Consider the following 26,066-nt stretch of genomic DNA (forward strand, 5'->3'; position numbering starts at 1 on the left):
CCCCGTTGACCCCGCCCCACGCCCCGCAGATCCCGGTCGTCGTCCTGGCCGGGTTCCTCGGATCCGGCAAGACGACACTGCTCAACCATCTGCTCCGCAACAGGGCGGGCAACCGGATCGGCGTCATCGTCAACGACTTCGGGTCCATCGAGATCGACGCCATGACCGTCGCGGGGCAGGTCGGATCGACGATCTCACTGGGCAACGGCTGTCTTTGCTGCGCGGTCGACGCGAGCGAACTCGACACTTACCTGGAGACGCTGACCGGGCCCGCCGCGCGCCTCGACGTGATCGTCATCGAGGCCAGCGGTCTCGCCGAGCCCCAGGAACTCGTACGGATGCTGCTGGCCAGCGACAATCCGCACATCCGGTACGGGGGACTGGTCGAGGTCGTCGACGCGGCCGAATTCCCGGCCACGCGGGAGCGCCACCCCGAGATCGACCGCCACCTCGCGGCCGCCGACCTGATCGTCCTGAACAAGACCGACCGGGTCTCGGACGTGGAACTGGCGGCGGTGCGGGAGACGGTCGGGACGGCGGGCGCCAGGGCGGCGGTCATCCGCGCCGCGTACGGCAGGATCGACCCGGAGCTGCTCTTCGATCCCGTGCTCCGGCCGGACGAGGACGGATCTTTCCGCCAACTGACGTTCGAGGACCTGCTCCCCGAGGCCGACCGCACGCATGAGGAGCACCTGCACACGGCGTACGAGAGTGTCTCCTTCACCGCCGACGTGCCGCTCAGCCCCCGCCGCTTCATGGCGTTCCTCGACTCCAGGCCGGCGGGCCTCTACCGGATCAAGGGTTTCGCCGACTTCGGTGCGGGCGACCCCGGCAACCGGTACGCCCTGCACGCCGTCGGGAGGTTCCTGCGCTTCGTGCCGGAGCGCTGGGCCCGTGACGAACCCCGACGGACCCAGCTGGTGCTGATCGGCTCCGGTATCGACGCCGACGCCCTGCACAAGGAACTGGAGGCCTGCCAGGACGCGTGGCAGGACGTCACCGAGGAACTGGAGCGCAGCATGTGGGGCGTCCTGCGGTACGTACGGCAGCCGGACGACGAGGACTGAGCCCCTGCCGCCCGGCCGGGTGTCCTACAGAGGCCCGGCGATCACCGCGACCGGACTCGTCAGCGGCGTGCCCGAACCGTCACGGCGCGGATCGGGGTCCGGAAGCTCGGCCGGGGCGCCGTTCTTCTGGGCCGCCCGTGCCGGGGTCTCGCCCGCCCAGGCGAACACCAGGACGTCCTCCCCCTTGAGGAAGCGCTGGCAGCGCACCCCGCCGGTGGCCCTGCCCTTGCGTGGGTACTGGTCGAACGGGGTGAGTTTCCAGGTCCGCTCGGAGTCGTCCAGCGTGCCGTGCGATCCGGCGACGGTGAACACCGCCGCGTCCGCGGAGGGATCCACCGCCGCGAACGAGAGAACGGTGGCGCCCGCCGCGAGCTTGACACCCGCCATGCCGCCCGCCGCGCGTCCCTGCGGGCGCACCGACGCGGCCGGATAGCGCAGCAGTTGGGCGTCGGACGTGATGAAGACCAGGTCCTCCTCGCCCGTACGCAACTGCTTGGCGCCGACGATCCGGTCACCGTCCTTCAGCGAGATGACCTCCAACTCGTCCTTGTTGGCGGGGTAGTCGGGCACCACGCGCTTCACCACGCCCTGCAGGGTGCCGATGGCCAGGCCCTGCGCCTCCTCGTCGAGGGTGGTGAGGCAGATCAGATCCTCGTCCGGCTCCAGCGTCAGGAACTCCGAGATCTGGGCACCGCCCGACAGATTCGGAGCAGCATGGGTGTCCGGCAGCTGCGGCAGGTCGATCACCGAGAGCCGGAGCAGCCGTCCGGTGGACGTCACCGCGCCCACGTCCCCGCGCGCCGTCGCGGGGACGGCGGAGACGATCGCGTCGTGCTTCGCGCGCCTGGCGTCCTCGGCCTGGGGAACCGGCTCGGCGTTGGCCGTGCGGGCCAGGAGTCCGGTCGAGGAGAGGAGCACCTGGCACGGGTCGTCCGCGACCTCCAGCGGCACCGAGGCGACCTGCGAACCCGCCGACTCCAGCAGCACCGTGCGCCGCTCGGTGCCGAACTTCTTCGCCACCGCGGCCAGTTCGGCCGAGACCATCTTGCGCAGTTCGGCGTCCGACTCCAGGATCGCGGTCAGCTGGGCGATCTCCTCGTTGAGCTTGTCGCGCTCGCTCTCCAGCTCGATCCTGTCGAAGCGCGTGAGCCGGCGCAGCGGGGTGTCCAGGATGTACTGGGTCTGGATCTCGCTCAGCGAGAAGCGCTCCATCAGGCGCTCCTTCGCCTGCGCCGAGTTGTCGCTGTCCCGGATGAGCCGGATGACCTCGTCGATGTCGAGCAGCGCCACGAGGAGGCCCTCGACCAGGTGCAGCCGGTTGCGCCGCTTCGTCCTGCGGAACTCGCTGCGCCGGCGCACCACGTCGAAACGGTGGTCGAGATAGACCTCGAGGAGTTCCTTGAGCCCCAGGGTGAGCGGCTGGCCGTCGACCAGCGCGACGTTGTTGATGCCGAAGGACTCCTCCATCGGCGTCAGCTTGAAGAGCTGCTCCAGCACGGCCTCCGGCACGAAGCCGTTCTTGACCTCGATCACCAGACGCAGACCGTGCGCCCGGTCCGTGAGGTCCTTGACGTCCGCGATGCCCTGGAGCTTCTTCGAGCCGACGAGGTCCTTGATCTTGGCGATCACCTTCTCCGGACCCACGGTGAAGGGCAGTTCGGTGACGACGAGACCCTTGCGACGGGCCGTGACGCTCTCTATGGCGACCGTGGCGCGGATCTTGAACGTGCCGCGCCCCGCGGCGTAGGCGTCCTTGATGCCGCCGAGGCCGACGATCCTGCCGCCGGTGGGCAGGTCGGGACCCGGGACGAAGCGCATCAGCGTCTCGAGGTCCGCACCCGGGTGCCGGATGAGGTGGCGGGCGGCGGCGATGACCTCGCCGAGGTTGTGCGGGGGCATGTTGGTAGCCATGCCGACCGCGATACCGGAAGCGCCGTTGACCAGGAGGTTCGGGTACGCGGCCGGGAGGACGACCGGCTCCTGTTCCTGGCCGTCGTAGTTCGACTGGAAGTCGACGGTGTCCTCGTCGATCGACTCCGTCATCAGCGACGTGGCGTCGGCCATCCGGCACTCGGTGTACCGCATGGCGGCCGGCGGGTCGTCGTTGCCCAGCGAGCCGAAGTTGCCGTGCCCGTCGACGAGGGGCAGGCGCATGGAGAACGGCTGTGCCATGCGCACCAGTGCGTCGTAGATCGACGCGTCACCGTGCGGGTGCAGTTTGCCCATCACTTCGCCGACGACGCGTGCGCACTTCACGTAGCCGCGGTCGGGGCGGAGCCCCATCTCGTTCATCTGGGACACGATGCGGCGGTGCACGGGCTTCATGCCGTCGCGGGCGTCGGGCAGAGCCCTGGAGTAGATCACCGAGTACGCGTACTCGAGGAAGGAGCCCTGCATTTCGTCGACGACGTCGATGTCGAGGATCTTCTCCTCGAAGTCGTCCGGCGGCGGGGTCTTCGTGCTGCGGCGGGCCATCGCGGCTGCGACTCCTTCACAGATTCTGTCGGGCAACCTCAGGTTCTGACGCGGACCATTGTGGCCCGCCGTACTGACAACACCGACCTCGACCCGTCCGAAGCGGTCCTCAGGGCCTCCGCGGAGCCCCCGTTCACGGCAGTATCTACGACAACATTCACCCGGCGGGAACTTCGCCAGGTGCCCGTTCGCTTGCCTAGAGTGGCAGGTCCGGCAGGAAATCCTGTACCGATCGAAGGGACGTACATGCCCATGGGTCACACGGCCACAGCCCAGGCCGGTTCCGGCGGCTTGACGGCGACCGAGCACCGTCTGGCGAACGGCCTGCGGGTGGTGCTCTCCGAGGACCACCTGACCCCCGTCGCCGCGGTCTGCCTCTGGTACGACGTCGGCTCCCGCCACGAGGTCAAGGGGCGCACAGGTCTGGCTCACCTCTTCGAGCACCTGATGTTCCAGGGCTCGGGCCAGGTCAAGGGGAACGGGCACTTCGAGCTCGTCCAGGGGGCCGGTGGTTCCCTGAACGGCACGACCAGCTTCGAACGCACCAACTACTTCGAGACGATGCCGACGCACCAGCTGGAGCTGGCCCTGTGGCTCGAGGCCGACCGGATGGGCTCCCTGCTCGCCGCGCTCGACGAGGAGTCCATGGAGAACCAGCGGGACGTCGTGAAGAACGAGCGCCGCCAGCGCTACGACAACGTCCCGTACGGCACGGCCTTCGAGAAGCTCACCGCCCTCGCCTACCCGGAGGGCCACCCGTACCACCACACGCCAATCGGCTCGATGGCCGACCTGGACGCGGCGACGCTGGAGGACGCGCAGGCGTTCTTCCGTACGTACTACGCGCCGAACAACGCGGTGCTCTCCGTGGTCGGGGACATCGACCCGGAGCAGACGCTCGCCTGGATCGAGAAGTACTTCGGCTCCATCCCGTCCCACGACGGCAAGCAGCCCCCGCGTGACGGCACGCTGCCGGGCATCATCGGCGAGCAGCTGCGCGAAGTGGTCCAGGAGGAGGTCCCCGCGCGTGCGCTGATGGCCGCCTACCGGCTGCCGCACGACGGCACCCGGGAGTGCGACGCCGCGGACCTGGCGCTGACCGTGCTCGGCGGCGGCGAGTCGTCCCGTCTGCACAACCGGCTGGTGCGCCGCGACCGTACGGCGGTGGCCGCGGGATTCGGGCTGCTCAGGCTGGCCGGCGCGCCGTCGCTCGGCTGGCTGGACGTCAAGACGTCCGGTGGCGTCGAGGTGCCGCAGATCGAGGCGGCCGTCGACGAGGAGCTGGCCCGCTTCGCCGAGGAGGGCCCCACGCCGGAGGAGATGGAGCGCGCCCAGGCGCAGTTGGAGCGCGAGTGGCTCGACCGTCTCGGCACGGTCGCCGGCCGCGCGGACGAACTGTGCCGGTACGCGGTCCTGTTCGGCGACCCGCAGCTCGCCCTGACCGCGGTGGGCCGTGTGCTCGACGTGACGGCCGACGAGGTCAAGGCAGCCGCCCGGGCGCACCTGCGCCCCGACAACCGTGCGGTCCTGGTCTATGAGCCGGTCGAACCGGCCGACGAGACCGAGGGCACCGACGCGCCCGAAGGGGCCGACAAGTGACCGACGCCGCCGTGACTGGAGTAGCGATGGAGTACCACCCGCAGCCGACCGCCGGCGAGGCCAGGCCCTGGGCCTTCCCCGCGCCCGAGCGCGGCGCCCTGCCCAACGGGCTGACCGTGCTGCGCTGCCACCGGCCCGGCCAGCAGGTCGTCGCCGTGGAGATCTTCCTCGACGCCCCGCTGGACGCGGAGCCCGAGGGCCTGGACGGTGTGGCCACGATCATGGCGCGCGCGCTGTCCGAGGGCACGGACAAGCACTCCGCGGAGGAGTTCGCCGCCGAGCTGGAGCGGTGCGGCGCCACGCTGGACGCCCACGCGGACCACCCGGGTGTCCGCGTCTCCCTGGAGGTACCGGTCTCCCGGCTGACCAAGGCCCTCGGCCTGGTCGCGGAGGCCCTGCGGGCCCCGGCCTTCGCGGAGAGCGAGATCGAGCGCCTGGTGGGCAACCGCCTCGACGAGATCCCGCACGAGCAGGCCAACCCGGCCCGGCGCGCGGCCAAGCAGCTCTCCAAGGAGCTCTTCCCCGCCACCGCACGGATGTCGCGCCCGCGCCAGGGCACCGAGGAGACGGTCCGGCGGATCGACGCCGCCGCCGTACGCGCCTTCTACGACGCCCATGTCCGCCCGTCCACGGCGACGGCGGTCGTCGTCGGCGACCTCACCGACGTGGACCTGGACGCGCTGCTCTCCGACACCGTCGGCGACTGGTCGGGCAATGCGGGCCAGGCCCGGCCCGTGCCCCCGATCACCGCGGACGACACCGGCCGTGTGGTCATCGTGGACCGCCCGGGAGCCGTGCAGACGCAGCTGCTGATCGGCCGGATCGGCGCGGACCGGCACGACAGCGTGTGGCCCGCCCAGGTCCTCGGCACGTACTGCCTGGGAGGCACCCTGACCTCCCGGCTGGACCGTGTGCTGCGTGAGGAGAAGGGCTACACCTACGGCGTCCGGGCCTTCGGACAGGTGCTGCGCTCGACGGCGCCCGACTCCTCGTCCGGGGCGGCGGGTGCCGCGATGCTCGCCATCAGCGGCTCCGTCGACACCGAGTCCACCGGGCCCGCGCTGGACGACCTCTGGAAGGTCCTGCGCACCCTCGCGGCCGAGGGGCTCACCGACGCCGAGCGGGAGACCGCCGTGCAGAACCTCGTGGGCGTCGCCCCGCTCAAGTACGAGACGGCGGCGTCCGTCGCGGGCACCCTGGCCGACCAGGTGGAGCAGCACCTCCCGGACGACTACCAGGCGAAGCTGTACGCACGCCTGGCCGACACCGGCACGGTCGAGGCGACCGCCGCCGTGGTCAACGCGTTCCCGGTCGACCGGTTGGTCACCGTCCTGGTCGGGGACGCCGCTCAGATCAAGGAGCCCGTGGAGGCGCTCGGTATCGGTGAGGTGTCGGTCGTCAGCGGCTGACAGAACCGGACATGACGGACCCCGGCGGCTGCACTCCCGCCGGGGTTCTGTCATGTGTCCGTATTGCGGAGAAGATTGCGATACATCCTGTGGGATGTGCGACAAAAGGCCCTTTCCGTTTGGCGGGGGAAAGTCCCCCGATCTAGCGTCGGCGCGGCTGTCCGCCGGACGACTGCCGCGCCCGCGGCGCCGGACAGCCATCGCCGAGTCCCCGTCAGGCGCGAGCCTGGGGAGCCGGGGACCCATGTAGTCCCTGGGGTGAATCGGATCCCTGTACCTCGTCGGAGGCGCAGGGGGCCGTAGGAGACCTTCCTGCTCCGAACCCGTCAGCTAACCCGGTAGGCGAGAAGGAAGGAAAGGACCAGCCCCTCCATGGCGTTCATCCGTGCCACCGGGAAGCACCGTGCCCCGAGCCGCCTGACGCGCAAGAGCGCCAAGGTCGCCGGCGTCGCCGCCCTGGCCACCACCGGCGTACTCGGTGCCACGGCCTCCCCGGCCCTCGCCGCGGACTCCGAGGTCGCCGCGGGCGGCACCGGCCTGACCCAGACGGTCGCCCTCGACACCACCCTCGCCGCCCAGATCGAGGCTCAGGCGAAGGCCCAGAAGCACCAGGCCGACGTCGCCGCGAAGGCCGCGGCCGAAGCGAAGGCGAAGGCCGAGGCCAAGCGCAAGGCGGAAGCCCGCGCCAAGGAGGCCCGTGAGGAGAAGGCGCGCGCCGCCCGCGCCGCCGAGCGCGCCCGGCTCAACGCCTTCCACCTCCCCGTCGCCGGTTCCCACGTCACCACCGGTTACAAGTCCGGTGGCGCGCTCTGGTCCTCCGGCTCCCACTCCGGCGTGGACTTCCAGGCCGCGTCCGGCACCTCCGTCGTCGCGGTCGGCGCCGGTACGGTCGTCGAGGCCGGCTGGGGCGGCGCCTACGGCAACAACATCGTGCTCAGGATGAAGGACGGCACGTACACCCAGTACGGCCACCTCTCCTCGATCGGCGTCTCCGTCGGCCAGAGCGTCGGCTCCGGCGAGCAGATCGGTCTCTCCGGCTCGACCGGCAACTCCACCGGGCCGCACCTTCACTTCGAGGCCCGGACCACCCCCGAGTACGGCTCGGACATGGACCCCGTCGCCTACCTCCGCGCCCACGGCGTCCAGGTCTGACCCCGCGCCGCACCGCGATCTCCGACGAAGGCCCCGGCACCGCCGGGGCCTTCGCCGTGTCCCGGGGCGACGCGTGCCGAAGCCCCGCGGAAGTGCTCCCTGGCCAAAAGATATCCATGGATTCCACCCCGCCATCGGAAATTCCGGCCGGTTGCAATAGAGTCACAGAACAGGCGTCGATCGGCCGCGTTTCGCGGGGATTAAGGCGGAGGTTCGGACATGCGCATTCCCGCGCATTCGGTATGCACGGCAATCCGTGACGACATCGTCTCCGGTGTCTTCGAACGCGGCAGCCGCCTCACCGAAGAGGTGCTCGCGCGTCGCTACGGCGTCTCCCGCGTCCCCGTACGCGAGGCGCTGCGCACCCTGGAGTCCGAAGGGTTCGTCGTCACCCGCCGGCATGCGGGTGCCTGTGTCGCCGAGCCCACCGAGCAGGAGGCGGCCGATCTCCTGGAGATACGTATGCTCCTGGAGCCCCTCGGGGCCGCACGTGCGGCGCAGCGCCGCACCGAGGCGCATCTCAAGGTGCTCCGCGGTCTGGTCAGACTGGGCCAGGAGCGGGTGCGCCGGGGCGAGGGGGAGGACCTGCGCTCCCTCGGGGGCTGGTTCCACGAGACGCTGGCGCAGGCCTCGGGGAGCCCCGCGCTGATCGCGCTGCTCACCCAGCTCCGGCACAAGATCGCCTGGATGTACGCGGTCGAGCAGCCGGTCCGCCCCGCGGACTCCTGGGCCGAGCACGGCGCTCTGGTCGACGCCGTTGCCCGCCGTGACACCGAGCGGGCCAGGGCGCTCGCCGTCCAGCACGCCGAGCGGGCGACAGCGGCCCACCGGCTGCGGCGCGCGCCTGGGCACGCGCCCGGCCAGGCCCGGGTGAGGACTTCGCAACACCCCGTAAACATCGCGGGAGTCCGTCATTAACAATTGCGCCGTATACAAAGAGAGTAATTATCGGAGGGCTTTCTTTTTGCTGCCCTGATCCATGCTTTCCGGAGCTCTGCCCGCTCCGCTTCGGGAAACAGGAAAGCCGCGGCTCCCGGTCGGGGGTGCCGCGGCTTTTCCGCAGAAAAAATTCCGGTTCGAAGTGACCGGAATCAGACGGTCTCCGGGAGCTCCTCGAGCCCCTCGGCGACCAGCTTGGCCAGACGGTCCAGGGCGGCCTCGGCGTTGTCCGCCTCGGATGCGAGCACGATCTCCTCGCCGCCCTGGGCGCCCAGGCCGAGCACCGCGAGCATGGAGGCGGCGTTCACCGGGTTGCCGTCGGCCTTGGAGATCGTCACGGGGACGCCGGAGGCCGTGGCGGCACGGACGAAGATGGAAGCGGGGCGGGCGTGCAGGCCCTCGGCCCAACCGACGTTGACGCGGCGCTCAGCCATGGTTCTGCCCTTCACGTAACAATGGGTTGTCTAGACCAGTCTCTCATGCAGTGCGCGCTGCCGTGCCCGGCACCGTCACCGGCCTGTCCGCCGTCCGCCGGCACCCCCAGCGTGCCCTTGCCCGGATCCCGCCGCTACCGGTGCCACGAGCCGTAGGCTTTGCCCATGGAGCCCACTCCGGAGCAGAGTCCGCATCACGCGTACCCCGACCACTGGGAGGCGGACGTGGTGCTCCGCGACGGTGGCACCGCGCGGATCAGGCCCATCACCACGGACGACGCCGAGCGGCTGGTCAGCTTCTACGAGCAGGTGTCCGACGAATCGAAGTACTACCGCTTCTTCGCCCCGTATCCGCGTCTCTCCGCCCGAGACGTGCACCGCTTCACCCATCACGACTACGTCGACCGGGTGGGACTGGCCGTCACGATCGGCGGCGAGTTCATCGCCACCGTCCGCTTCGACCGGATCAACGAGCAGGGCAGGCCCGCCTCGGCCCCCGCCGACGAGGCGGAGGTCGCCTTCCTCGTGCAGGACGCCCACCAGGGCCGCGGCGTGGCGTCCGCCCTCCTCGAACACATCGCGGCGGTGGCCAGGGAGCGGGGGATCCGCCGTTTCGCCGCAGAGGTGCTGCCCGCCAACAACAAGATGATCAAGGTGTTCCGGGACGCCGGCTTCACCCAGCAGCGCAGCTTCGAGGACGGTTCCGTCCACCTCACCCTCGATCTGGAACCCACGGCCGAGTCCCTCGCCGTCCAGCGCGCCCGTGAGCAGCGGGCCGAGGCGCGCTCCGTGCAGCGCCTGCTGGCCCCCGGTTCCGTCGCGGTCATCGGCGTCGGCCGCGCGCCCGGCGGTGTGGGCCGGACCGTCCTGCGCAACCTCCTGGGCTCGGGCTTCACCGGGCGCACGTACGCCGTGAACACCTCCTTCGCCGCCGGTACGGGAACGGTCGACGGGGTGCCCGCGCACCGCTCGGTGGGCGAGATCGGCGAGCGGGTCGATCTCGCGGTCGTCGCCGTTCCGGCCGACCGGGTGCCCGAGGTCGTGGCCGACTGCGGCGAGAACGGCGTCCAGGGACTCGTGGTCCTCTCCGCCGGTTACGCCGAGCGAGGCACCGAAGGCCGGGAACGGCAGCGGGAACTGGTCCGGCAGGCACGCTCCTACGGCATGCGGATCATCGGCCCGAACGCGTTCGGCATCATCAACACGTCCGGCACGGTCCGCCTCAACGCCTCCCTCGCCCCCGAGTCGCCCAAGGCCGGGCGCATCGGGCTCTTCACCCAGTCGGGCGCCATCGGCATCGCCGTCCTGTCCGGTCTGCACCGCAGGGGCGCCGGGCTGTCGGCCTTCATCTCCGCGGGCAACCGCGCCGATGTCTCCGGCAACGACTTCCTCCAGTACTGGTACGAGGACCAGGACACCGATGTCGCCCTGCTGTACCTCGAATCACTGGGCAACCCGCGCAAGTTCACCCGGCTCGCCCGCCGGACGGCCGCCGTGAAGCCGGTGGTCGTGGTGAAGGGCGCCCGGCACAGCGGGTCCAATCCGCCGGGCCACGCGGTGCCCGTCAGCCGTATCCCCGACGCGACGGTCTCCGCGCTGATGCGTCAGGCGGGCGTGATCCGCGTCGACACCGTGACGGAGATGGTCGACGTCGGCATCCTCCTCGCCGGCCAGCCCCTGCCGGACGGCCCCCGCGTGGCGATCCTGGGCAACTCGGAGTCGCTCGGCCTCCTCACCTACGACGCCTGCATGGCGGAAGGGCTCCGCCCACGCCCGCCCCGCGACCTCACCACGGTGGCGAGCCCGCAGGACTTCCGTGACGCGCTGGCCGAGGCCCTCGCCGACCGGACGTGCGACGCCGTGATCGTGACCGCGATCCCCTGGGTGGGGGAGAACGGCGAGGCGGAGACCGGTGACGGCGAGGTCCTGGCCGCCGCCCTGCGCGAGGCGGCGGCCGACGGCCCCGCCAAGCCCGTGGCCGTGGTGCACGTGGAGATGGGCGGACTGGCGCAGGCCCTCGCCGCCGCCGCGAGCACGGCCGCCCCGCGCGGGACCCGGCGGCCGGCCGGCCCCGCGGCAGCCCCGAGCCCGCCCGCCCCCGCCCCCCGGGCGGAGGCGGGCGCAGCAGCGCCGACCGCGACCGACACGAGTGCGGGCGGCTCCTCCGCCGGGCGCATCCCCGCCTACCCCGCCGCCGAGCGAGCCGTACGCGCGCTCGCCGAGGCGGTGAGGTACGCGCAGTGGCGGCGCCAGGCGGCCGCCCCCGGCAGGGTGCCCGAATTCCTGGACGACACCATCGACGAGCACGGGACCGCCGCGCTGATCGAGACGCTGCTCGGTCCGAGCCCCGACCCGCGCGGCCGTCCGCTGACCCATGACGAGGCCCGTGAGCTGCTCGCGCGCTACGGCGTCACGGTACGGCCGGCGCTCCCCGCCCCCGATCGGGAGGCAGCCGTCGCCGCCGCCGAGAAGATCGGCTACCCGGTGGCCCTCAAGACCACCGCCCCCCATCTCCGGCACCGCGCCGACCTCGGTGGTGTCCGGCTCGATCTCGCCGGCGAGGACGCGCTGCGCCGGGCGTACGACGAACTGACCGATCTGCTGGGCACGCCCGCCGAACTCAGGCCCGTCGTCCAGGCCATGGCGCCCAGGGGTGTCGACACCGTCGTCAGGGCGGCCATCGACGCTGCCGCCGGTGCCGTCCTCTCCTTCGGCCTGGCCGGCGCACCCTCCGAGCTCCTGGGCGACACGGCTCACCGTCTCGTCCCCGCCACCGACCGCGACGCGGCGGAGCTGATCCGCTCCATCAAGGCGGCTCCGGTCCTGTTCGGCTGGCGTGGTGCCGCTCCGGCGGACACCGCGGCGCTCGAAGAGCTCCTGCTGCGGGTGTCCCGGCTGGTCGACGACCACCCCGAGGTGGTCTCGGTCGCCCTGGAACCCGTCGTCGTCGCCACGCACGGCCTGACGGTGCTCGGAGCGAGCGTCCGGCTCGCCCCGCCCCCCGCCCGCAGCGACCTCGGCCCCCGTCGGCTCCCCAGCTACTGAACGCCCACGGACCCCGCACAGCGTCCCCGGCAGTCACCGGCCCCCCGTAGGATGGTTCCCATGGCAAAGACCGGTACGACGACCCAGGGGCTGCGCGCGGCGATCGAGCGCAGCGGCTACTACCCGGCCCTCGTGGCCGAGGCGGTTGAGGCCGCCGTCGGCGGGGAGCCGGTCGCTTCGTACCTGGTGCACCAGGAGACCACCTTCGACTCCAACGAGGTCCGACGCCATGTCACGGTCCTCGTGCTGACGGACACGCGCTTCATCGTGAGCCACACCGACGAGCAGGCCGCCGACACCAGTTCCCCGACGCCGTACGCCACGACGTCCACCGAGTCGGTCAAGCTCGACCGGATCTCGTCCGTCGTGGTCAGCCGCGTCGTCGCCGACCCCGAGAAGTACGTGCCCGGCACGCTGCCCCGCGAGGTCGTCCTGACCATCGGCTGGGGCGCCGTCTCCCGCATCGACCTGGAGCCCGCGGCCTGCGGCGACCCCAACTGCGAGGCCGACCACGGCTACACCGGCAGCTCCACCGCCGACGACCTGAGCCTCCGTGTGAGCGAGGCCGGGGACGGGCCGGACACCGTGCGCCAGACCCTCGCCTTCGCCCAGTCCCTCTCCGAGGCCACGGCCGCGACCGCGGCGACCACCCGCTGATGGTCCAGCCCGCATGGCAGGACCCCGTCCTGCTCGCCCCCGAGAGCGCGCCCGTGCCCGAATACGGAATCGGCTCGCTCGCGGACCTGCTGCCGACGCTGGTCGCGGGACAAGGCGTACCCGGCTTCGAGGCGACGATCCCGGAGCTCACCCCCGCCGACCGTAACTGCGTCTTCCTGATCGACGGACTCGGCTGGGAGCAGATCAAGGCCCACCCGGACGAGGCCCCCTTCCTGCACTCGCTGCTCCCGACCTCCCGCGGCGGCACCGGCCGGCCAGTCACATCGGGCTTCCCGTCCACCACGGCGACCTCGCTCGCCTCCGTCGGTACGGGCCTGCCCCCGGGCGAGCACGGCCTGCCCGGGTACACGGTGCGCAACCCGGCGACGGGCGCGCTCATGAACCAGCTCCGCTGGAAGCCGTGGACCGACCTCAAGGCCTGGCAGCCGCACCCGACGGTCTTCAAGCTCGCCGACGCCGCCGGAGTGCGCACGGCTCAGGTCTCGGCACCCGACTTCGAGCAGACACCCCTGACCAAGGTCGCGCTCAGCGGTGGTTCCTTCCTCGGCCGGCTCACCGGCGAGGACCGGATGGACCTCGCGGCTGAGCGGCTCGCCGCAGGCGACAGGTCCCTCGTCTACACGTACTACAGCGAGGTCGACGGCCAGGGACACCGCTTCGGTGTCGACTCCGACGCCTGGCGGGGCCAGCTGATGTACGTCGACGGGCTCGCCCGGCGCCTCGCCGAGCAGCTTCCGCCCCGCTCGGCGCTGTACATCACCGCCGACCACGGCATGATCGACATCCCCTTCGACGAGAACTCCCGGATCGACTTCGACGAGGACTGGGAGCTGAGCGCCGGGGTCGCCCTGCTGGGCGGCGAGGGCCGTGCCCGCCATGTCTACGCGGTGCCCGGGGCCGAGGCCGACGTGCTGACCGTCTGGCGCGAGGTGCTCGGCGAGCAGTTCTGGGTGGCGAGCCGTGACGAGGCCGTCGCGGCGGGCTGGTTCGGCCCGCGGATCGACGAGCGGGTCCACGGCAGGATCGGTGACGTGGTGGCCGCCGCCCACGACGACGTGGTGATCACCGCCTCGGTCAAGGAGCCCCACGAGTCCGCGATGGTGGGGATGCACGGTTCGCTGACCCCCGTGGAACAGCTGGTTCCGCTCCTCGAAGTACGCTCGTAGCCGATCTCTTCCGTTCCCCGCACCCGCACACTCCTCCGAAAGGCGCGTCCCCTCTCATGCCCGAGCTCGTGTTCTTCTCCGGGACGATGGATTGCGGAAAGAGCACCCTGGCTCTCCAGATCGGCCACAACAGGTCGGCGCGCGGCCTGCGGGGAGTGATCTTCACCCGGGACGACCGGGCGGGGGAGGGGAAGCTGTCGTCGCGGCTCGGGCTGGTGACGGAGGCGGTCGAGGCTTCTCCGGGCATGGATCTGTACGGCTATCTCGTGAGCCGGATGTCGAAGGGCGACAAGGTCGACCATGTGATCGTGGACGAGGCCCAGTTCCTCGCCCCCGAGCAGATCGACCAACTGGCCCGTGTCGTCGACGACCTCGGCCTGGACGTGTTCGCGTTCGGCATCACCACGGACTTCCGCACCAAGCTCTTCCCCGGCTCGCAGCGGCTGATCGAGCTGGCGGACCGGATAGAGACGCTCCAGGTCGAGGCCCTGTGCTGGTGCGGGGCCCGTGCCACGCACAACGCCCGGACGGTCGGCGGGGTGATGGTGGTCGAGGGGGAGCAGGTCGTGGTCGGGGACGTCGACCAGCCCGCCACGGACGTCGGCTACGAGGTCCTCTGCCGCCGTCACCACCGCCGCCACATGACGAGTGCCACCGCCCACGCGGGTGCGCTGTCGCCCGACGTCCTGCCGGTCGCTTCCGCCTGACCGTCCGCCCCTGGCTTCTGCCCGCGGGCGCCCCGCCCCCCGGTCGGCGGCCCGCCGGATCTTGCGCCGTTCCGTGAACTCCACGTGTAGGGAAGCCGTTTCACCGCCGGGTCCGGGTAACTTCGACCAGACCCTCGACGACATCGAGCAGCGCGCCTCGCCGACACGGATACTGTGCCGCTCGGCCCTGCACCGGTGATCCGGGCGAGACCCTCCGGCCCGAGGCGGCATGGCAGGCAGTGGCCACCGTGGCCGTGCACCGGGCCCACCGATACCCCACAGAGACGGAGTAACAGTGGCACTCGACGACCACGACCTTTCCAGGAGCGACCCCGATCGCGCCGCCACTGTCACCGCGGCCGACCTGACATATCTGCGCCGCTGCGTCGAGCTGGCGGCTGAGGCGGTGGACGCCGGCGACGGGCCGTTCGGGTCCGTGCTGGTCGGCGCGGACGGCAAGGTCCTGGCGGAGGACCGCAACCGCGAGTCCACCACCGGCGACCCGACCATGCACCCGGAGTTCGAACTCGCGCGGTGGGCGGCGAACAACCTGAGTGCCGAGGAGCGGGGCACGGCGACCGTCTACACATCGGGCGAGCACTGCCCGATGTGTGCCGCTGCGCACGGGTGGGTCGGACTGGGCCGCATCGTGTACGCGAGCTCGTCCCAGCAGGCCCGCGACTGGAAGACCGAGTGGGGTGTCCCCCTGACGTCGCCCCTGAGCCCGCTGTCCATCCGGGACGTCGTCCCCGGCCTCGAGATCGCCGGCCCTGTCCCTGAACTCGCCGAACAGGTGCGCGCCTTGATGCTCCGTTCCCGTACAGGAGGGGCCGACGCCACCGGCTGACACTGCAACGGGCAGGACAACTGCGAAGGTCCGGGGGAGCGGTACGCGGCCGCTTCCCCCGAAGGCTGCGTCGAGGCGGGCGTCAGCTGCCCGGCGGCCGCACGATCGTGAACACCGCGCCCTCCGGGTCCGCCACCGTGGCCAGCCTGCCGCTGGAGGCCTCACGCGGCGGCTGCAGCACGTGCCCGCCGAGTTCCACGACCCGTGCCGTCGCCTCGTCGGTGTCGGCGACCTGGAAGTACGTCATCCAGTGGGGCCCCCGGTCGCGCGGCAGGGCGTGTCCCACGCCGTGCAGGGCGGCCACCGGGCGGCCCTGGATGTGCAGCGTCTGGTAGTCGAAGTCGGCCGAGACGACCGCCTCGGTCTCGAACCCGAACACGGCCTGGTAGAACTTGGCGACCGACGCGGTCTCCCGGGTCACCAGCTCGTTCCACACGGGGGTGCCCGGTGTGCCCGCGAGGGCGGTACCGAGGTGCTCGGCGGCCTGCCAGACACCGAAGACCGCGCCGCTCGGGTCGGACGCGATCAGGAGGCGGCCCGCGTTCCCGGCGTCGAGGGGGCCGACGGCCACCGTCCCGCCGCAGGAGCGGATCGACTCCGCCGTGGCGTCCGCGTCCTCCGTGGCGAGATAGGTCGTCCAGGCGATCGGGAGGTGCCGGCCGGGCGGCAGCTGCCCGATCCCCGCGACCTCCTTGCCGCGCAGCAGCGCTCGGACGTAGGGTCCCAACTGCTCGGGCCCGGGCTGGAACTCCCAGCCGAACAGCCGGCTGTAGAACTCCTGGGTCGCGGTCAGGCCGTGCACGATCAGACTCACCCAGCACGGTGCTCCAGGCGTGCGCCGGGTGGCAGCCTCGGTCATCTTCTTCTCTCTCCTCGTACCATCGGGGTGGCCGTACGGGGGGACGGAGCCTGTGCGGTGTCCAGCGGCACGGATACGGGTGCGTACGCTCCGTGCAGATGCTCGCACCACTGAGCCTCCCAGGCACCCCGGCCGCGCCGCGTTTTCCGGCTTCCGCTCAGGTCGAAGCCCGTTTTGGTGCGATACATCCAATTCGGCGCTACGGCAACGAGGGCGGTCGCCCCTGCGCGAAGATGGCACCCATGAAGCCCATCATCACCGCATCCGAATACCTGAGCGAGTCGGCGGGGCCGCGCCCGCCGGTGCTCCTGGACATCCGCTGGCAGCTCGGCGGACCGAACGGTCGCGCCGACTACGAGGCCGGGCACATCCCGGGCGCGGTGTTCGTCGACCTCGACTCCGAGCTCGCGGGCCCGGCGGGCAGCGGGGGCCGTCATCCTCTGCCGGACCCGGAGGCCTTCGGGGCCGTCATGCGGCGGGCGGGGGTCGGCGAGGAAAGTCCGGTCGTGGTCTACGACGGCGGCCAGGGCTGGGCGGCGGCGCGTGCGTGGTGGCTGCTGCGCTGGACCGGACACACCGACGTCCGGGTCCTGGACGGCGGCCTCGCCGCATGGACGGGTGAGCTCACCACCGGCATCCCGGAGCCCGCCGAGGGTGACTTCCGGCCCCGGCCGGGCGCGCTCGGCCTCCTCGACGCGGACGAGGCCGCGGATCTGGCCCGCTCCGGTCTGCTGCTCGACGCACGGGCCGCGGAGCGCTACCGCGGGGACGTGGAACCGATCGACCGCGTCGGCGGCCACATCCCCGGCGCGGTGTCGGCGCCGACGACGCAGAACGTCGGCGAGGACGGGCGCTTCCTGGCCGCCGGAACCCTCGCCTCCCGCTTCTCCGCTCTGGGGGCGGACGGCGACACCCAGGTCGGCGTCTACTGCGGCTCCGGTGTCTCGGGTGCCCATGAGGTACTGGCACTGGAGCTCGCCGGACACCGGGCCGCCCTGTACGCCGGGTCCTGGTCGGAGTGGTCCTCGGACGAGTCCCGCCCCGTCGCCACCGGACCGGACCCCGCCTGACGCGACCGGGATCCGGACGGAGCGAGGGCCCGCACGCTGCTGCGTACGGGCCCTCCTCATGCCACGGTCACCCGGGCCGGTCCTCAGTCCTGCTTCTTCCGGCGTGTGCCGAAGACGATCTCGTCCCAGCTCGGCACCGCCGCCCGGCGGCCCGGACGCACGCCGTCGGCCTCGGCCTGGCGGTCCGTCGTCCCGGTCAGCCTGTCGCGGTGGCCGGCCACCGCGCGGGGCATCAGCACATCGGCGTAGGCGGATCCCGCACCGGCGGACGCCGCTGCGGCCGGGGGCTCGTCGGCCTCCGGCTCCTCCTGCTGCGCGGGCTCGAGGGCCGGCGGCTCGGGCTGCGAAGGCCGCTCCGGGACGACCATGTCGCCACGGAAGCTCGGCACCGCCTCCAGGAGGCTGGTCAGCGAGTCGCGCTCGCCTGCGGACACACCGCTGACGCGCTCCTCCGGCTCCGGTGCGGGGGGAGAGGGACGCTCGATCTGCCGGTCCAGCGCACGGTCCAGCGGCCGGTCGCGCGGCAGCCGCGCGATCCGGGGTACGAACGGGAAGCTCGGCTCCGGAGCCGCGACGTCGTCGGTCTCGCCGATCAGCGAGCGCGCCTCCTCGTCCACGGCCTGCACGAGCCGCCGCGGCGGGTCGTACGTCCAGCTCGCGGAGTGCGGTTCGCCCGCGACGCGGTAGACCAGGAGGACCTCCCAGGTGCCGTCGTCCCGGCGCCAGGAGTCCCACTGGACGGTCTCCCTGTCGGCTCCGCGCAGCAGCAACCGCTCCTGCACCGCCTCGCCGAGCTGGGGCCCGGTGTTCTCGCCGGGACGGCGCACAGGAGTCTTCCGCGCGCGCTCGGCCATGAACGCGCGCTCCGCGAGCACAGGGCCCTCGAAGCGGCGTACCCGGTCCACCGGAATGCCGGCGAACTGGGCGACCTCCTCGGCGGAGGCGCCGGCGCGTATGCGCGCCTGGATGTCGCGCGGGCGGAGATGGCTCTCCACCTCGATCTCGATCTGGCCGAGCCGGGCGCGGTCGTTGCGCACGGCGGCACGCAGCCGCTCATCGATCGGAAGCGTGTACTCCGTGCTGTCTGCAGCCTTGAGCACCAGTCGTGTGCCGTCGTTTGAGACGGCCACGACACGCAGTTCGGGCATGGGAACCTCCCGGGTGGTGCCTGCCGACGTCACGTGCGTCGCTGCTTCCGCTAGTCGAGTGTGACCTGCCCGGGTTCAGCCTGCCACAACCTTGCCAAGTTACCCGGCGTGTCGGGCCTTGGCCCTGGAGCGCCACGATGGCACGGTTACCTGTTTACGACGCGGAGTGACCGGTTGGTCGCTCCATGTAGCAGGCGCCCGTGCGATGCCGCGGCGCCGCCGGTTCGGGTGCCGTCCTTCGGCCCCCTCCCGTAGGTTCCGGATACCCGTGTGGGAGTCCGGCCCCAGGGCTCGCCACAGTACTCCATTCGGGCCACGGGAGTGGACCGGCGCGCCGCCGAAGTTCTCGCCGGGTACGGGAGTTGGGTTACCCGGATGTCTGCGGTATGCCCTCAATGAGTGTGCTGCTTCACAAAATCTCCAGAATCGGAACTATTTGATTCGCTCAAATGTCCCTTCCTGGTGCAAGGTGGGGTAGTTGTCGAGCAGGGGCTGATCATGGTTCAGAAGCCGCAGAGCGGTGCGGAAGGCAAGGAAAGGCGCATAGATCTGAGCCTCCCGCAGGTTGCGGGCAGTGCGGTCGCGGCGGTCGCGGCGGCGGTGATGGCCTCACAGCTCGGCGTGTACGGAACCATCGCCGGCGCCGGTGTGATGAGCGTAGTGGCCACCTGCGGAGGCTCGGTCTTCCAGCACTTCTTCCGCCGCACCGGCGAACAGATCCGTGAAGTCACCGTCCAGGTGAAGCACCCTGCGGGCCGTCAGGTGACCGTGCACACGCGGGAGACGGTTCCCGGCCCGCAGCGGCCGGAGGACGACGCGACGCGGGTCCTGCGCACGGTGGGGCCCGACGCTGACCGCACCACGGTGCTGCGACAGGTCCGGCCGGGGGAGGCCGGCCCCGGCGGTGCGTATCCCGGGGGCCCGGCCCTCGGCGATCCGTCCCCGGATGGCCCGCGCCCCGGCGACGCGCTCACGGACGGCTCCTACTCCGACGCCCGTACGCACGGCACCCGCGTCCGCGGCTGGAAGCGTTCGGCCCTCGCGGCCACGGGTGTGTTCGTCCTGTCGATGGCCGGCATCACCGTGTACGAAACGGTCTCCGGGCATGATCTGGGAGGCAACGGAGGGACCACCATCGGCACCGTCGTGAGTGGCGAGCGCCACGGGGGGACGACCTCGCCCTCCCCCTCGCCCTCGGACAGCACGGGCCAGGAGGACGAGGGGGACCAGGGGGACGACGGGAACGCGCCCGGCAGCGGGAGCTCGACGTCGCCCGGTACCGGCCGGGGCGACGGCGGGAGCGCGCAGCCGGACCCCTCGGGCGGCGGCGGTACGGCCACCGACCCCGCCCCCACGCCGTCGGCGTCCGGCGGGGCCACCACCCCGGAAGCCACCACCCCGACGGAACCGGGCGACTCCGGCACCACGCCGGCCGCACCGGACCCGACCGGGGCCGACGAGGTCCCGGACCAGCAGGGCGGGGACACGGCCGGGAGCGACACGGACCGGTGAACCGGCCCCGGATGTGCGAACCGCCCTCGCTCAGTCCCCGAGCACGCGACGCAGGTAGTCGTTGGCGAACAGCCGCTCCGGGTCGAGGCGGTCGCGTACGGCGGTGAACTCGCCGAACCGCGGATAGCTCCCGGCCAGGTAGCCGGCGTCACGGGTGTGGATCTTGCCCCAGTGCGGGCGGCCGTCGTATCCCGTCATGATCCGCTCCACGGCGGTGAAGTACGCCTGGTACGGCGTGCCCCGGTACAGATGCACCGCGATGTACGCGCTCTCCCGGCCCGAGGCCGTGGAGAGCGCGATGTCGTCCGCGGGCGCCGTGCGGACCTCCACCGGGAAGCTGATCCGCAGCGGCGAGCGCTCCACCATCGCCTTGAGCTCACGCAGTGCCTCGACCGCCGCCTCGCGCGGCAGGGCGTACTCCATCTCGACGAAGCGCACCCGCCTCGGGCTGGTGAACACCTTGTACGGGATGTCGGTGTACGTACGGGCGGACAGGGCGCGGCTGGAGATCCTGGCGATGGAGGGGATGGCCCCGGGGACCACCCGGCCCAGCGAACACGCGACCTGGAAGATGCCGTTGGAGAGGAGCTCGTCCTCGATCCAGCCGCTCACCCGTCCGGGCGGAGCGGTGGGACCCGCGCTCCGGTTGTTGCGTTTGGTGTTGCAGTTGCCGGTGTGGGGGAACCAGTAGAACTCGAAGTGCTCGTTCTCCGCGACGAGCTGATCGAAATCGGCCGTGACCCGGTCGAAGGTCATCGGCTCCTCGCGGGCCGTCAACAGGAAGACCGGCTCCACCGCGAACGTGACCGCGGTGATCACGCCGAGCGCCCCGAGCCCGATCCGGGCCGCCGCGAACACGTCCGGGTGCTCGTCGGCCGAGCAGCGCAGCACCGTGCCGTCGGCCGTGACCAGCTCCAGCGCGCGGATCTGCGCGGACACCGAAGCCGAGTCGCGGCCGGTGCCGTGGGTACCGGTCGAGATGGCCCCGGCGACCGTCTGCTCCATGATGTCGCCCATGTTGGTGAGGGAGAGCCCCTCGCGGGCGAGCGCGGCGTTGAGACGCTTCAGCGGTGTGCCCGCCTCGACCGTCACGGTCATCGCCCGGCGGTCGACGCCGCGGATGCCGGTGAGCAGGTCCGGACGTATGAGGACGCCCTCGGTGGCTGCGGTCGCAGTGAACGAGTGACCGGTGCCGACCGGCTTGACCGTCAGGCCCTCCTCGGACGCCCTGCGGAGCACGTCGGCCAGCTCGTCGACGGAGGCGGGGGACTCGACGCGTGCGGGCCGGGCGGTGACGTTGCCCGCCCAGTTACGCCACGTGTTCGTCGTCCGTGCGTAGGTGTCGGTCATCTTCCCCGCGCCCTCCCCTAGGAACCGGCTCCGCGAGCCGGCGATACCCCAGGAACGCCACCGCGGCCGCGAGCGCTCCCGCCACGGCGGGCACCGCGTACCCCGCCCCGGCCCCGGAGGAGTCGACCACCCAGCCTGCGGCGGAGGAGCCGAGTGCCACTCCGACGGCGAGTCCGGTGCTGGTCCAGGTCATGCCCTCGGTCAGCTGGGTGCGCGGTACGTGCTGTTCGACGAGGGCCATCGTGGTGACCATCGTCGGTGCGATGGCGAGGCCCGCGACAAAGAGCGCCACGGCCAGGAACGGCAGGCTCCCGGCCAGTTGGAGGGGGATCATACTCACGGCCATCGCGCACACCCCCAGCAGCCACCGGGTGGACGGTTTCCCCCGCAGGTGCACCAGGCCGAAGACGGCGCCGGCGAGGCAGGACCCCAGGGCGTAGACGGCGAGCACGAGGCTGGCCGCCGCCTTGTGGCCGCGCTCCTCGGCGAAGGCCACGGTCACCACGTCGACCGCTCCGAAGATCGCCCCGGTGGCGACGAAGGCGGTCACCAGCACCTGGAGCCCGGGCGAGCGGAGGGCCGAGCCGCCCGTGTGGTGCTCCTTCGGTTGCGGTCGGGGTTCGGTGGCCCGCTGGGCCGTCAGCCAGAAGACGCCGGTCACGAGGAACACACCCGCGACCAGGGGGCCGGCCTCCGGGAACCACGCGGTGGACAGACCGATGGAGACGATGGGCCCGAAGATGAAGCACACCTCGTCGACGATCGACTCCCAGGAGTACGCCGTGTGCAGCTGACGGCCGGAGCCCCGGTAGATATCCGCCCACCGGGCCCGGACCATCGAGCCCATGCTGGGCACGCAGCCCGCGCCGGCCGCGAAGACGAACAGGGTCCAGTCCGGCAGCCGCTGCTGGGCGCAGACCAGGAGCCCCGCCACCGCCGCCGCCGCGACCAGGGTGACCGGGCGCAGCACACGCCGCTGCCCGTACCGGTCGACCAGCCGGGAGACCTGCGGACCCATCACGGCGGCCGCCATGGCGAGCGTGGCGGAGAGCGCTCCGGCGAGCCCGTAGCGGCCGGTCATCTGGGACACCATCGTCACGACGCCGATGCCCATCATGCCCAGCGGCAGCCTGCCGAAGAATCCCGCCGCCGAGAACCCCAGGGTTCCGGGGGCGGCGAAGATGGCGCGGTAGGGGCTGGGCAAGGGGCGCTCCGGGAAAGCCTGTCAGGTGTATGGGTGGCTGATACAGCTTACGGGCGCGGCGGACCCGCCGACGGCGGCTTCCGCACTGTCGGAGGCGGGTGGCAGGATCGGGTGCATGTCCGATCTGCGTGGTCCCGCTCCCTACGACGCCCTGCTGCTGCTCTCCTTCGGGGGTCCCGAAGGCCCTGACGACGTGGTCCCGTTCCTGGCGAACGTGACGCGCGGCCGGGGCATCCCCGAAGAACGGCTCAAAGAGGTCGGCAAGCACTATTTCCTCTTCGGCGGCGTGAGCCCGATCAACGCCCAGAACAGGGCGCTGCTGGACGCACTGCGCAAGGACTTCGCGGAACACGGCCTCGAGATCCCGGTCTACTGGGGCAACCGCAACTGGGCTCCGTACCTCACCGACACCCTGCGGGAGATGATCACGGACGGCCACCGCCGGATCGCCGTGCTCGCCACCAGCGCCTACGCCTCGTACTCCGGCTGCCGTCAGTACCGCGAGAATCTGGCCGAGTCTCTGTCCGCGCTGGAGGCGGAAGGGCTCCCGGTGCCCCGGGTGGACAAGCTGCGGCACTACTTCAACCACCCCGGGTTCGTGCGGCCCATGGTGGACGGCGTGCTGGCGTCGCTGGCCGATCTCCCCGAGGACGTCAGGGCGGGCGCGCACCTCGCGTTCAGCACGCACTCCATCCCGGTGTCGGCTGCCGACACCTCCGGGCCGGTGGAGACCCACGGCGACGGCGGCTCCTACGTGGCCGAGCACCTGGAGGTCGCCCGGCTGATCACCGAGGCCCTGCGCGAGGAGACCGGCGTCGAGTACCCGTGGCAGCTCGTCTACCAGTCGCGCAGCGGCGCCCCGCACATCCCGTGGCTGGAGCCCGACATCTGCGACCACCTGGAGACGCTCCACGGCGACGGTGTCCCGGCGGTCGTCATGGCGCCCATCGGCTTCGTGTCGGACCACATGGAAGTGCTGTACGACCTCGACACGGAGGCCACCGCCAAGGCCGCCGAGCTCGGACTGCCCGTGCGCCGCTCCGCGACGGTGGGCGCGGACCCCAGGTTCGCCGCGGCCGTGCGTGAGCTTCTCCTGGAGCGCGCCGCAGCCGAGCGGGACCGCCCGGTCGCGCCGTGCGCCCTGGGGGCGCTCGGCGCCTCCCACGACCTCTGTCCGGTCGGCTGCTGCCCGGCCAGGGCCCCCAAGCCGGCCGCCGCGGGCGCCGACAGCCCGTTCTAGCCACCGTCCGCATCCCCTGCCGCGGCGGGCGCCGACAGGCCCGCCCGGCCCGCGAACCACCTCTGGAGCGTTGTGACCGACCCCCTCCTGTCCGAACTGCTCGACCTCGCCCTGGAGGCGGCCCGCCGGGCGGGCGCGCTCCTGCGTGACGGCCGCCCCGCCGACCTCGGGGTGGCCGCGACGAAGTCCAGCCCGATCGACGTCGTCACCGAGATGGACATCCGGGCGGAGAAGCTGATCACCGGCTACCTCTCCGAGCACCGCCCCGCCGACGGCTTCCTCGGCGAGGAGGGCGCCAGCGCCGAGGGCACCAGCGGCATCCGGTGGGTCATCGACCCGCTCGACGGCACGGTGAACTACCTCTACGGACTTCCGACCTGGTCCGTCTCCATCGCGGCCGAGCGGGACGGCGAACGGGTCGTCGGCGTCGTCGAGGCCCCGATGCGGCGAGAGACGTTCCACGCGGTCCTCGGCGGGGGCGCGTACGGGAACGGCGACGCGCTGCGCTGCCGCCCCACGGCCCCCTTCGACCAGGCGCTGGTGTCGACCGGCTTCAACTACGTCACCGAGGTCCGCACCCATCAGGCCGCCGTGGCCCAGCAGCTCATCCCGCGACTGCGTGACATCCGCCGCGGGGGATCCGCGGCCGTCGACCTGTGCGACGTGGCCGCCGGCCGGCTCGACGGCTACTACGAGCGCGGACTGCACCCGTGGGACGTCGCGGCGGGCGATCTCATCGCCCGGGAGGCGGGTGCCCTCACCGGTGGACGGCCGGGCAGGCCGGCTGACGGAGACCTGACGGTCGCGGCGACCCCCGGCCTCTTCGAGCCGCTGCAGGCGCTCCTGGAGGAACTGGGCGCCTGGCACGACTGACGTACGCCCTCCCTGAGCCCGTTGCGGCCCCCAGGGAGGGCGCCGGCACGAGAGAGGGCCCCGGAGAGCCATCACGGCTCCCGGGGCCCTCTCGTGGCGGCTCAGACGCTTGTGGCGCCGATTTCCACGCCGTGCTCGGCGGCGAGGCGGTGCAGGTCGTCAAGCTCTCCCTGCTCGACATCCGCGAGGAAGTCGTCACCCGTCTCGCGAGCCCTCGTGAGGTCGGACTCGGTGGTCTTGATTCGTTGCAGCAGACCTGCGGTGAAAGCGTCCATGAAGCGCCCCCTCGTCGTGGGTCGGTGGCACGGGGGTGTGCCCGGTGGTCCTCCGGTCCGTGGGCCGGAGTGCGGGTGATCACGCAGTCCCTCTGGAAGCAGGACGGGCTGTGGTACGCCACATGCAGGGCGTGATCGCGGGTGTGAGAACGTCCTCCCCGCCGCCCGCTCGCGAGAAACCTCAACTGTCGTGGAAATCCGCTCAATTCCCTGGAGCGGCCGACCGGACCGCGCCGTCTTACCGCCGGTTTATGCGCGTTACGGGCAGGATGGACGCGCACAGTCGGTGCCGCTGACGTGCTGCGAGCGGCCGGAACGAGGGCCACTCGCCGTTTTTTCGAAGATCTAGGGAAGGACTGCGCCGTGCGCGTACTCGTCGTCGAGGACGAGCAGCTGCTCGCCGATGCGGTGGCCACCGGGCTGCGCCGGGAGGCCATGGCCGTCGACGTCGTCTACGACGGAGCGGCGGCCCTCGAGCGCGTCGGGGTGAACGACTACGACGTCGTCGTGCTGGACCGGGATCTTCCGGTGGTGCACGGGGACGACGTCTGCCGCAAGATCGTCGAACTCGGCATGCCCACCCGGGTGCTCATGCTCACCGCCTCCGGTGACGTCAGCGACCGGGTCGAAGGCCTGGAGCTCGGCGCGGACGACTACCTGCCCAAGCCCTTCGCCTTCAGCGAGCTGACGGCGCGGGTGCGCGCTCTGGGGCGCCGCACCACGGTCGCGCTTCCGCCCGTGCTGGAGCGGGCCGGCATCAAGCTCGACCCCAACCGCCGCGAGGTCTTCCGGGACGAGCAGGAGATCCAGCTCGCCCCGAAGGAGTTCGCCGTCCTGGAGGTCCTGATGCGCAGCGAGGGCGCGGTCGTCTCGGCCGAGCAGCTGCTGGAGAAGGCGTGGGACGAGAACACCGACCCCTTCACCAACGTGGTGCGGGTGACGGTCATGACCCTGCGCCGCAAGCTCGGCGAGCCGCCCGTCATCGTCACCGTCCCCGGCTCCGGATACCGGATCTGA

Annotated in this window: 22 protein-coding genes and 1 riboswitch; of the genes, 15 read left to right on the plus strand and 7 right to left on the minus strand. The window is 71.7% G+C overall.

From position 1 onward, the window contains the following. The first annotated feature begins 5 nt into the window (after nucleotides 1-5). Nucleotides 6-1,067: a CobW family GTP-binding protein gene (locus OG379_RS28730; protein WP_405665869.1), complete on the plus strand. Its 1,062-nt coding sequence runs from the start codon at nucleotides 6-8 to the stop codon at nucleotides 1,065-1,067. Between the two features lie 24 nt (nucleotides 1,068-1,091). Here the strand turns inward: OG379_RS28730 and OG379_RS28735 are convergent, their stop codons facing one another. Then, on the minus strand, nucleotides 1,092-3,542 hold the full coding sequence (locus tag OG379_RS28735) for a DNA topoisomerase (ATP-hydrolyzing) subunit A (RefSeq protein ID WP_405665870.1): 2,451 nt from the start codon (nucleotides 3,540-3,542) through the stop codon (nucleotides 1,092-1,094). 246 nt (nucleotides 3,543-3,788) lie between these two features. Between OG379_RS28735 and OG379_RS28740 the strand changes: the two genes are divergently transcribed. The 4 genes from OG379_RS28740 to OG379_RS28755 all read left to right on the plus strand — a co-directional run bounded on the left by OG379_RS28740 (nucleotide 3,789) and on the right by OG379_RS28755 (nucleotide 8,620). Beyond that, nucleotides 3,789-5,141, plus strand: a complete 1,353-nt coding sequence (locus OG379_RS28740; RefSeq protein WP_099176506.1) for a pitrilysin family protein — start codon at nucleotides 3,789-3,791, stop codon at nucleotides 5,139-5,141. Between the two features lie 26 nt (nucleotides 5,142-5,167). Next, nucleotides 5,168-6,550, plus strand: a complete 1,383-nt coding sequence (locus tag OG379_RS28745; RefSeq protein WP_393762198.1) for a M16 family metallopeptidase — start codon at nucleotides 5,168-5,170, stop codon at nucleotides 6,548-6,550. A gap of 191 nt (nucleotides 6,551-6,741) precedes the next feature. Further along, a riboswitch (cyclic di-AMP (ydaO/yuaA leader) is annotated at nucleotides 6,742-6,910 on the plus strand. Nucleotides 6,911-6,922: 12 nt separating this feature from the next. Continuing rightward, a complete protein-coding gene (locus OG379_RS28750; RefSeq protein ID WP_405665871.1) occupies nucleotides 6,923-7,702 on the plus strand; it encodes a M23 family metallopeptidase in 780 nt (259 codons plus the stop codon). Between the two features lie 219 nt (nucleotides 7,703-7,921). Further along, on the plus strand, nucleotides 7,922-8,620 hold the full coding sequence (locus OG379_RS28755) for a GntR family transcriptional regulator (protein ID WP_405665872.1): 699 nt from the start codon (nucleotides 7,922-7,924) through the stop codon (nucleotides 8,618-8,620). A 173-nt stretch (nucleotides 8,621-8,793) separates the two neighbouring features. Here OG379_RS28755 and OG379_RS28760 read toward each other — a convergent pair whose 3' ends face one another. Then, the gene (locus OG379_RS28760) at nucleotides 8,794-9,075 is read right to left on the minus strand and encodes an HPr family phosphocarrier protein (RefSeq protein WP_356710256.1); all 282 of its coding nucleotides are present in this window, start codon (nucleotides 9,073-9,075) and stop codon (nucleotides 8,794-8,796) included. Nucleotides 9,076-9,240: 165 nt separating this feature from the next. Here OG379_RS28760 and OG379_RS28765 point away from each other — a divergent pair, with 165 nt between their 5' ends. The 5 genes from OG379_RS28765 to OG379_RS28785 all read left to right on the plus strand — a co-directional run bounded on the left by OG379_RS28765 (nucleotide 9,241) and on the right by OG379_RS28785 (nucleotide 15,518). Next, nucleotides 9,241-12,120: a GNAT family N-acetyltransferase gene (locus OG379_RS28765; RefSeq protein WP_405665873.1), complete on the plus strand. Its 2,880-nt coding sequence runs from the start codon at nucleotides 9,241-9,243 to the stop codon at nucleotides 12,118-12,120. Nucleotides 12,121-12,180: 60 nt separating this feature from the next. Further along, nucleotides 12,181-12,777, plus strand: a complete 597-nt coding sequence (locus OG379_RS28770) for a DUF5998 family protein (protein WP_365521898.1) — start codon at nucleotides 12,181-12,183, stop codon at nucleotides 12,775-12,777. Beyond that, entirely contained in the window at nucleotides 12,777-13,964 is a 1,188-nt protein-coding gene (locus OG379_RS28775; RefSeq protein WP_405665874.1) for an alkaline phosphatase family protein, read from the plus strand. The genes OG379_RS28770 and OG379_RS28775 overlap by 1 nt, the downstream gene beginning before the upstream one ends. A gap of 56 nt (nucleotides 13,965-14,020) precedes the next feature. Then, on the plus strand, nucleotides 14,021-14,671 hold the full coding sequence (locus OG379_RS28780; protein ID WP_393762046.1) for a thymidine kinase: 651 nt from the start codon (nucleotides 14,021-14,023) through the stop codon (nucleotides 14,669-14,671). Nucleotides 14,672-15,035: 364 nt separating this feature from the next. Then, complete coding sequence (locus OG379_RS28785) at nucleotides 15,036-15,518, plus strand: nucleoside deaminase (protein ID WP_405668687.1); 483 nt, start codon at nucleotides 15,036-15,038, stop codon at nucleotides 15,516-15,518. A gap of 82 nt (nucleotides 15,519-15,600) precedes the next feature. Here OG379_RS28785 and OG379_RS28790 read toward each other — a convergent pair whose 3' ends face one another. After that, the gene (locus OG379_RS28790; RefSeq protein WP_405665876.1) at nucleotides 15,601-16,377 is read right to left on the minus strand and encodes a VOC family protein; all 777 of its coding nucleotides are present in this window, start codon (nucleotides 16,375-16,377) and stop codon (nucleotides 15,601-15,603) included. Between the two features lie 242 nt (nucleotides 16,378-16,619). On the opposite strand from OG379_RS28790, the gene OG379_RS28795 reads away from it, so the two are divergent. Further along, nucleotides 16,620-17,447, plus strand: coding sequence for a sulfurtransferase (locus OG379_RS28795; protein WP_405665878.1), 828 nt, complete (start codon nucleotides 16,620-16,622; stop codon nucleotides 17,445-17,447). An 83-nt stretch (nucleotides 17,448-17,530) separates the two neighbouring features. On the opposite strand, the gene sepH is transcribed toward OG379_RS28795, so the two are convergent. Then, nucleotides 17,531-18,595, minus strand: coding sequence for a septation protein SepH (gene sepH, locus OG379_RS28800; protein ID WP_405665879.1), 1,065 nt, complete (start codon nucleotides 18,593-18,595; stop codon nucleotides 17,531-17,533). A 498-nt stretch (nucleotides 18,596-19,093) separates the two neighbouring features. On the opposite strand from sepH, the gene OG379_RS28805 reads away from it, so the two are divergent. Then, nucleotides 19,094-20,107 carry a hypothetical protein gene (locus OG379_RS28805; protein WP_405665880.1) on the plus strand — a complete coding sequence of 338 codons (1,014 nt, stop codon included), beginning with the start codon at nucleotides 19,094-19,096 and terminating at the stop codon, nucleotides 20,105-20,107. Between the two features lie 30 nt (nucleotides 20,108-20,137). Here the strand turns inward: OG379_RS28805 and OG379_RS28810 are convergent, their stop codons facing one another. Both OG379_RS28810 and OG379_RS28815 read right to left on the minus strand, forming a co-directional pair. Next, nucleotides 20,138-21,457, minus strand: a complete 1,320-nt coding sequence (locus OG379_RS28810; RefSeq protein ID WP_405665881.1) for a D-arabinono-1,4-lactone oxidase — start codon at nucleotides 21,455-21,457, stop codon at nucleotides 20,138-20,140. Beyond that, nucleotides 21,417-22,661, minus strand: a complete 1,245-nt coding sequence (locus tag OG379_RS28815; RefSeq protein WP_405665882.1) for an MFS transporter — start codon at nucleotides 22,659-22,661, stop codon at nucleotides 21,417-21,419. The genes OG379_RS28810 and OG379_RS28815 overlap by 41 nt, the downstream gene beginning before the upstream one ends. A 115-nt stretch (nucleotides 22,662-22,776) precedes the next feature. Between OG379_RS28815 and OG379_RS28820 the strand changes: the two genes are divergently transcribed. Together OG379_RS28820 and OG379_RS28825 are read left to right on the plus strand one after the other, a co-directional pair. Further along, nucleotides 22,777-23,901 (plus strand): ferrochelatase, encoded by a 1,125-nt coding sequence (locus tag OG379_RS28820; protein ID WP_405665883.1) that lies wholly within the window; start codon nucleotides 22,777-22,779, stop codon nucleotides 23,899-23,901. Between the two features lie 72 nt (nucleotides 23,902-23,973). Continuing rightward, nucleotides 23,974-24,774 carry an inositol monophosphatase family protein gene (locus OG379_RS28825; protein WP_393762063.1) on the plus strand — a complete coding sequence of 267 codons (801 nt, stop codon included), beginning with the start codon at nucleotides 23,974-23,976 and terminating at the stop codon, nucleotides 24,772-24,774. 101 nt (nucleotides 24,775-24,875) lie between these two features. On the opposite strand, the gene OG379_RS28830 is transcribed toward OG379_RS28825, so the two are convergent. Continuing rightward, entirely contained in the window at nucleotides 24,876-25,049 is a 174-nt protein-coding gene (locus OG379_RS28830; RefSeq protein WP_164992724.1) for a hypothetical protein, read from the minus strand. Between the two features lie 363 nt (nucleotides 25,050-25,412). On the opposite strand from OG379_RS28830, the gene OG379_RS28835 reads away from it, so the two are divergent. Beyond that, nucleotides 25,413-26,066 (plus strand): response regulator transcription factor, encoded by a 654-nt coding sequence (locus OG379_RS28835; protein ID WP_031089418.1) that lies wholly within the window; start codon nucleotides 25,413-25,415, stop codon nucleotides 26,064-26,066.

It is taken from the genome of Streptomyces sp. NBC_01166 (assembly GCF_045039765.1).
Lineage (GTDB): Bacteria > Actinomycetota > Actinomycetes > Streptomycetales > Streptomycetaceae > Streptomyces.

Coding starts and splice junctions, on each gene's coding strand:
- OG379_RS28735 (WP_405665870.1), bottom strand. CDS start 3,542: ATGGCCCGCCGCAGCACGAAGACCCCGCCGCCGGACGACTTCGAGGAG.
- OG379_RS28740 (WP_099176506.1), top strand. CDS start 3,789: ATGCCCATGGGTCACACGGCCACAGCCCAGGCCGGTTCCGGCGGCTTG.
- OG379_RS28745 (WP_393762198.1), top strand. CDS start 5,168: ATGGAGTACCACCCGCAGCCGACCGCCGGCGAGGCCAGGCCCTGGGCC.
- OG379_RS28750 (WP_405665871.1), top strand. CDS start 6,923: ATGGCGTTCATCCGTGCCACCGGGAAGCACCGTGCCCCGAGCCGCCTG.
- OG379_RS28755 (WP_405665872.1), top strand. CDS start 7,922: ATGCGCATTCCCGCGCATTCGGTATGCACGGCAATCCGTGACGACATC.
- OG379_RS28760 (WP_356710256.1), bottom strand. CDS start 9,075: ATGGCTGAGCGCCGCGTCAACGTCGGTTGGGCCGAGGGCCTGCACGCC.
- OG379_RS28765 (WP_405665873.1), top strand. CDS start 9,241: ATGGAGCCCACTCCGGAGCAGAGTCCGCATCACGCGTACCCCGACCAC.
- OG379_RS28770 (WP_365521898.1), top strand. CDS start 12,181: ATGGCAAAGACCGGTACGACGACCCAGGGGCTGCGCGCGGCGATCGAG.
- OG379_RS28775 (WP_405665874.1), top strand. CDS start 12,777: ATGGTCCAGCCCGCATGGCAGGACCCCGTCCTGCTCGCCCCCGAGAGC.
- OG379_RS28780 (WP_393762046.1), top strand. CDS start 14,021: ATGCCCGAGCTCGTGTTCTTCTCCGGGACGATGGATTGCGGAAAGAGC.
- OG379_RS28790 (WP_405665876.1), bottom strand. CDS start 16,377: ATGACCGAGGCTGCCACCCGGCGCACGCCTGGAGCACCGTGCTGGGTG.
- OG379_RS28795 (WP_405665878.1), top strand. CDS start 16,620: ATGAAGCCCATCATCACCGCATCCGAATACCTGAGCGAGTCGGCGGGG.
- sepH (WP_405665879.1), bottom strand. CDS start 18,595: ATGCCCGAACTGCGTGTCGTGGCCGTCTCAAACGACGGCACACGACTG.
- OG379_RS28805 (WP_405665880.1), top strand. CDS start 19,094: ATGGTTCAGAAGCCGCAGAGCGGTGCGGAAGGCAAGGAAAGGCGCATA.
- OG379_RS28810 (WP_405665881.1), bottom strand. CDS start 21,457: ATGACCGACACCTACGCACGGACGACGAACACGTGGCGTAACTGGGCG.
- OG379_RS28820 (WP_405665883.1), top strand. CDS start 22,777: ATGTCCGATCTGCGTGGTCCCGCTCCCTACGACGCCCTGCTGCTGCTC.
- OG379_RS28830 (WP_164992724.1), bottom strand. CDS start 25,049: ATGGACGCTTTCACCGCAGGTCTGCTGCAACGAATCAAGACCACCGAG.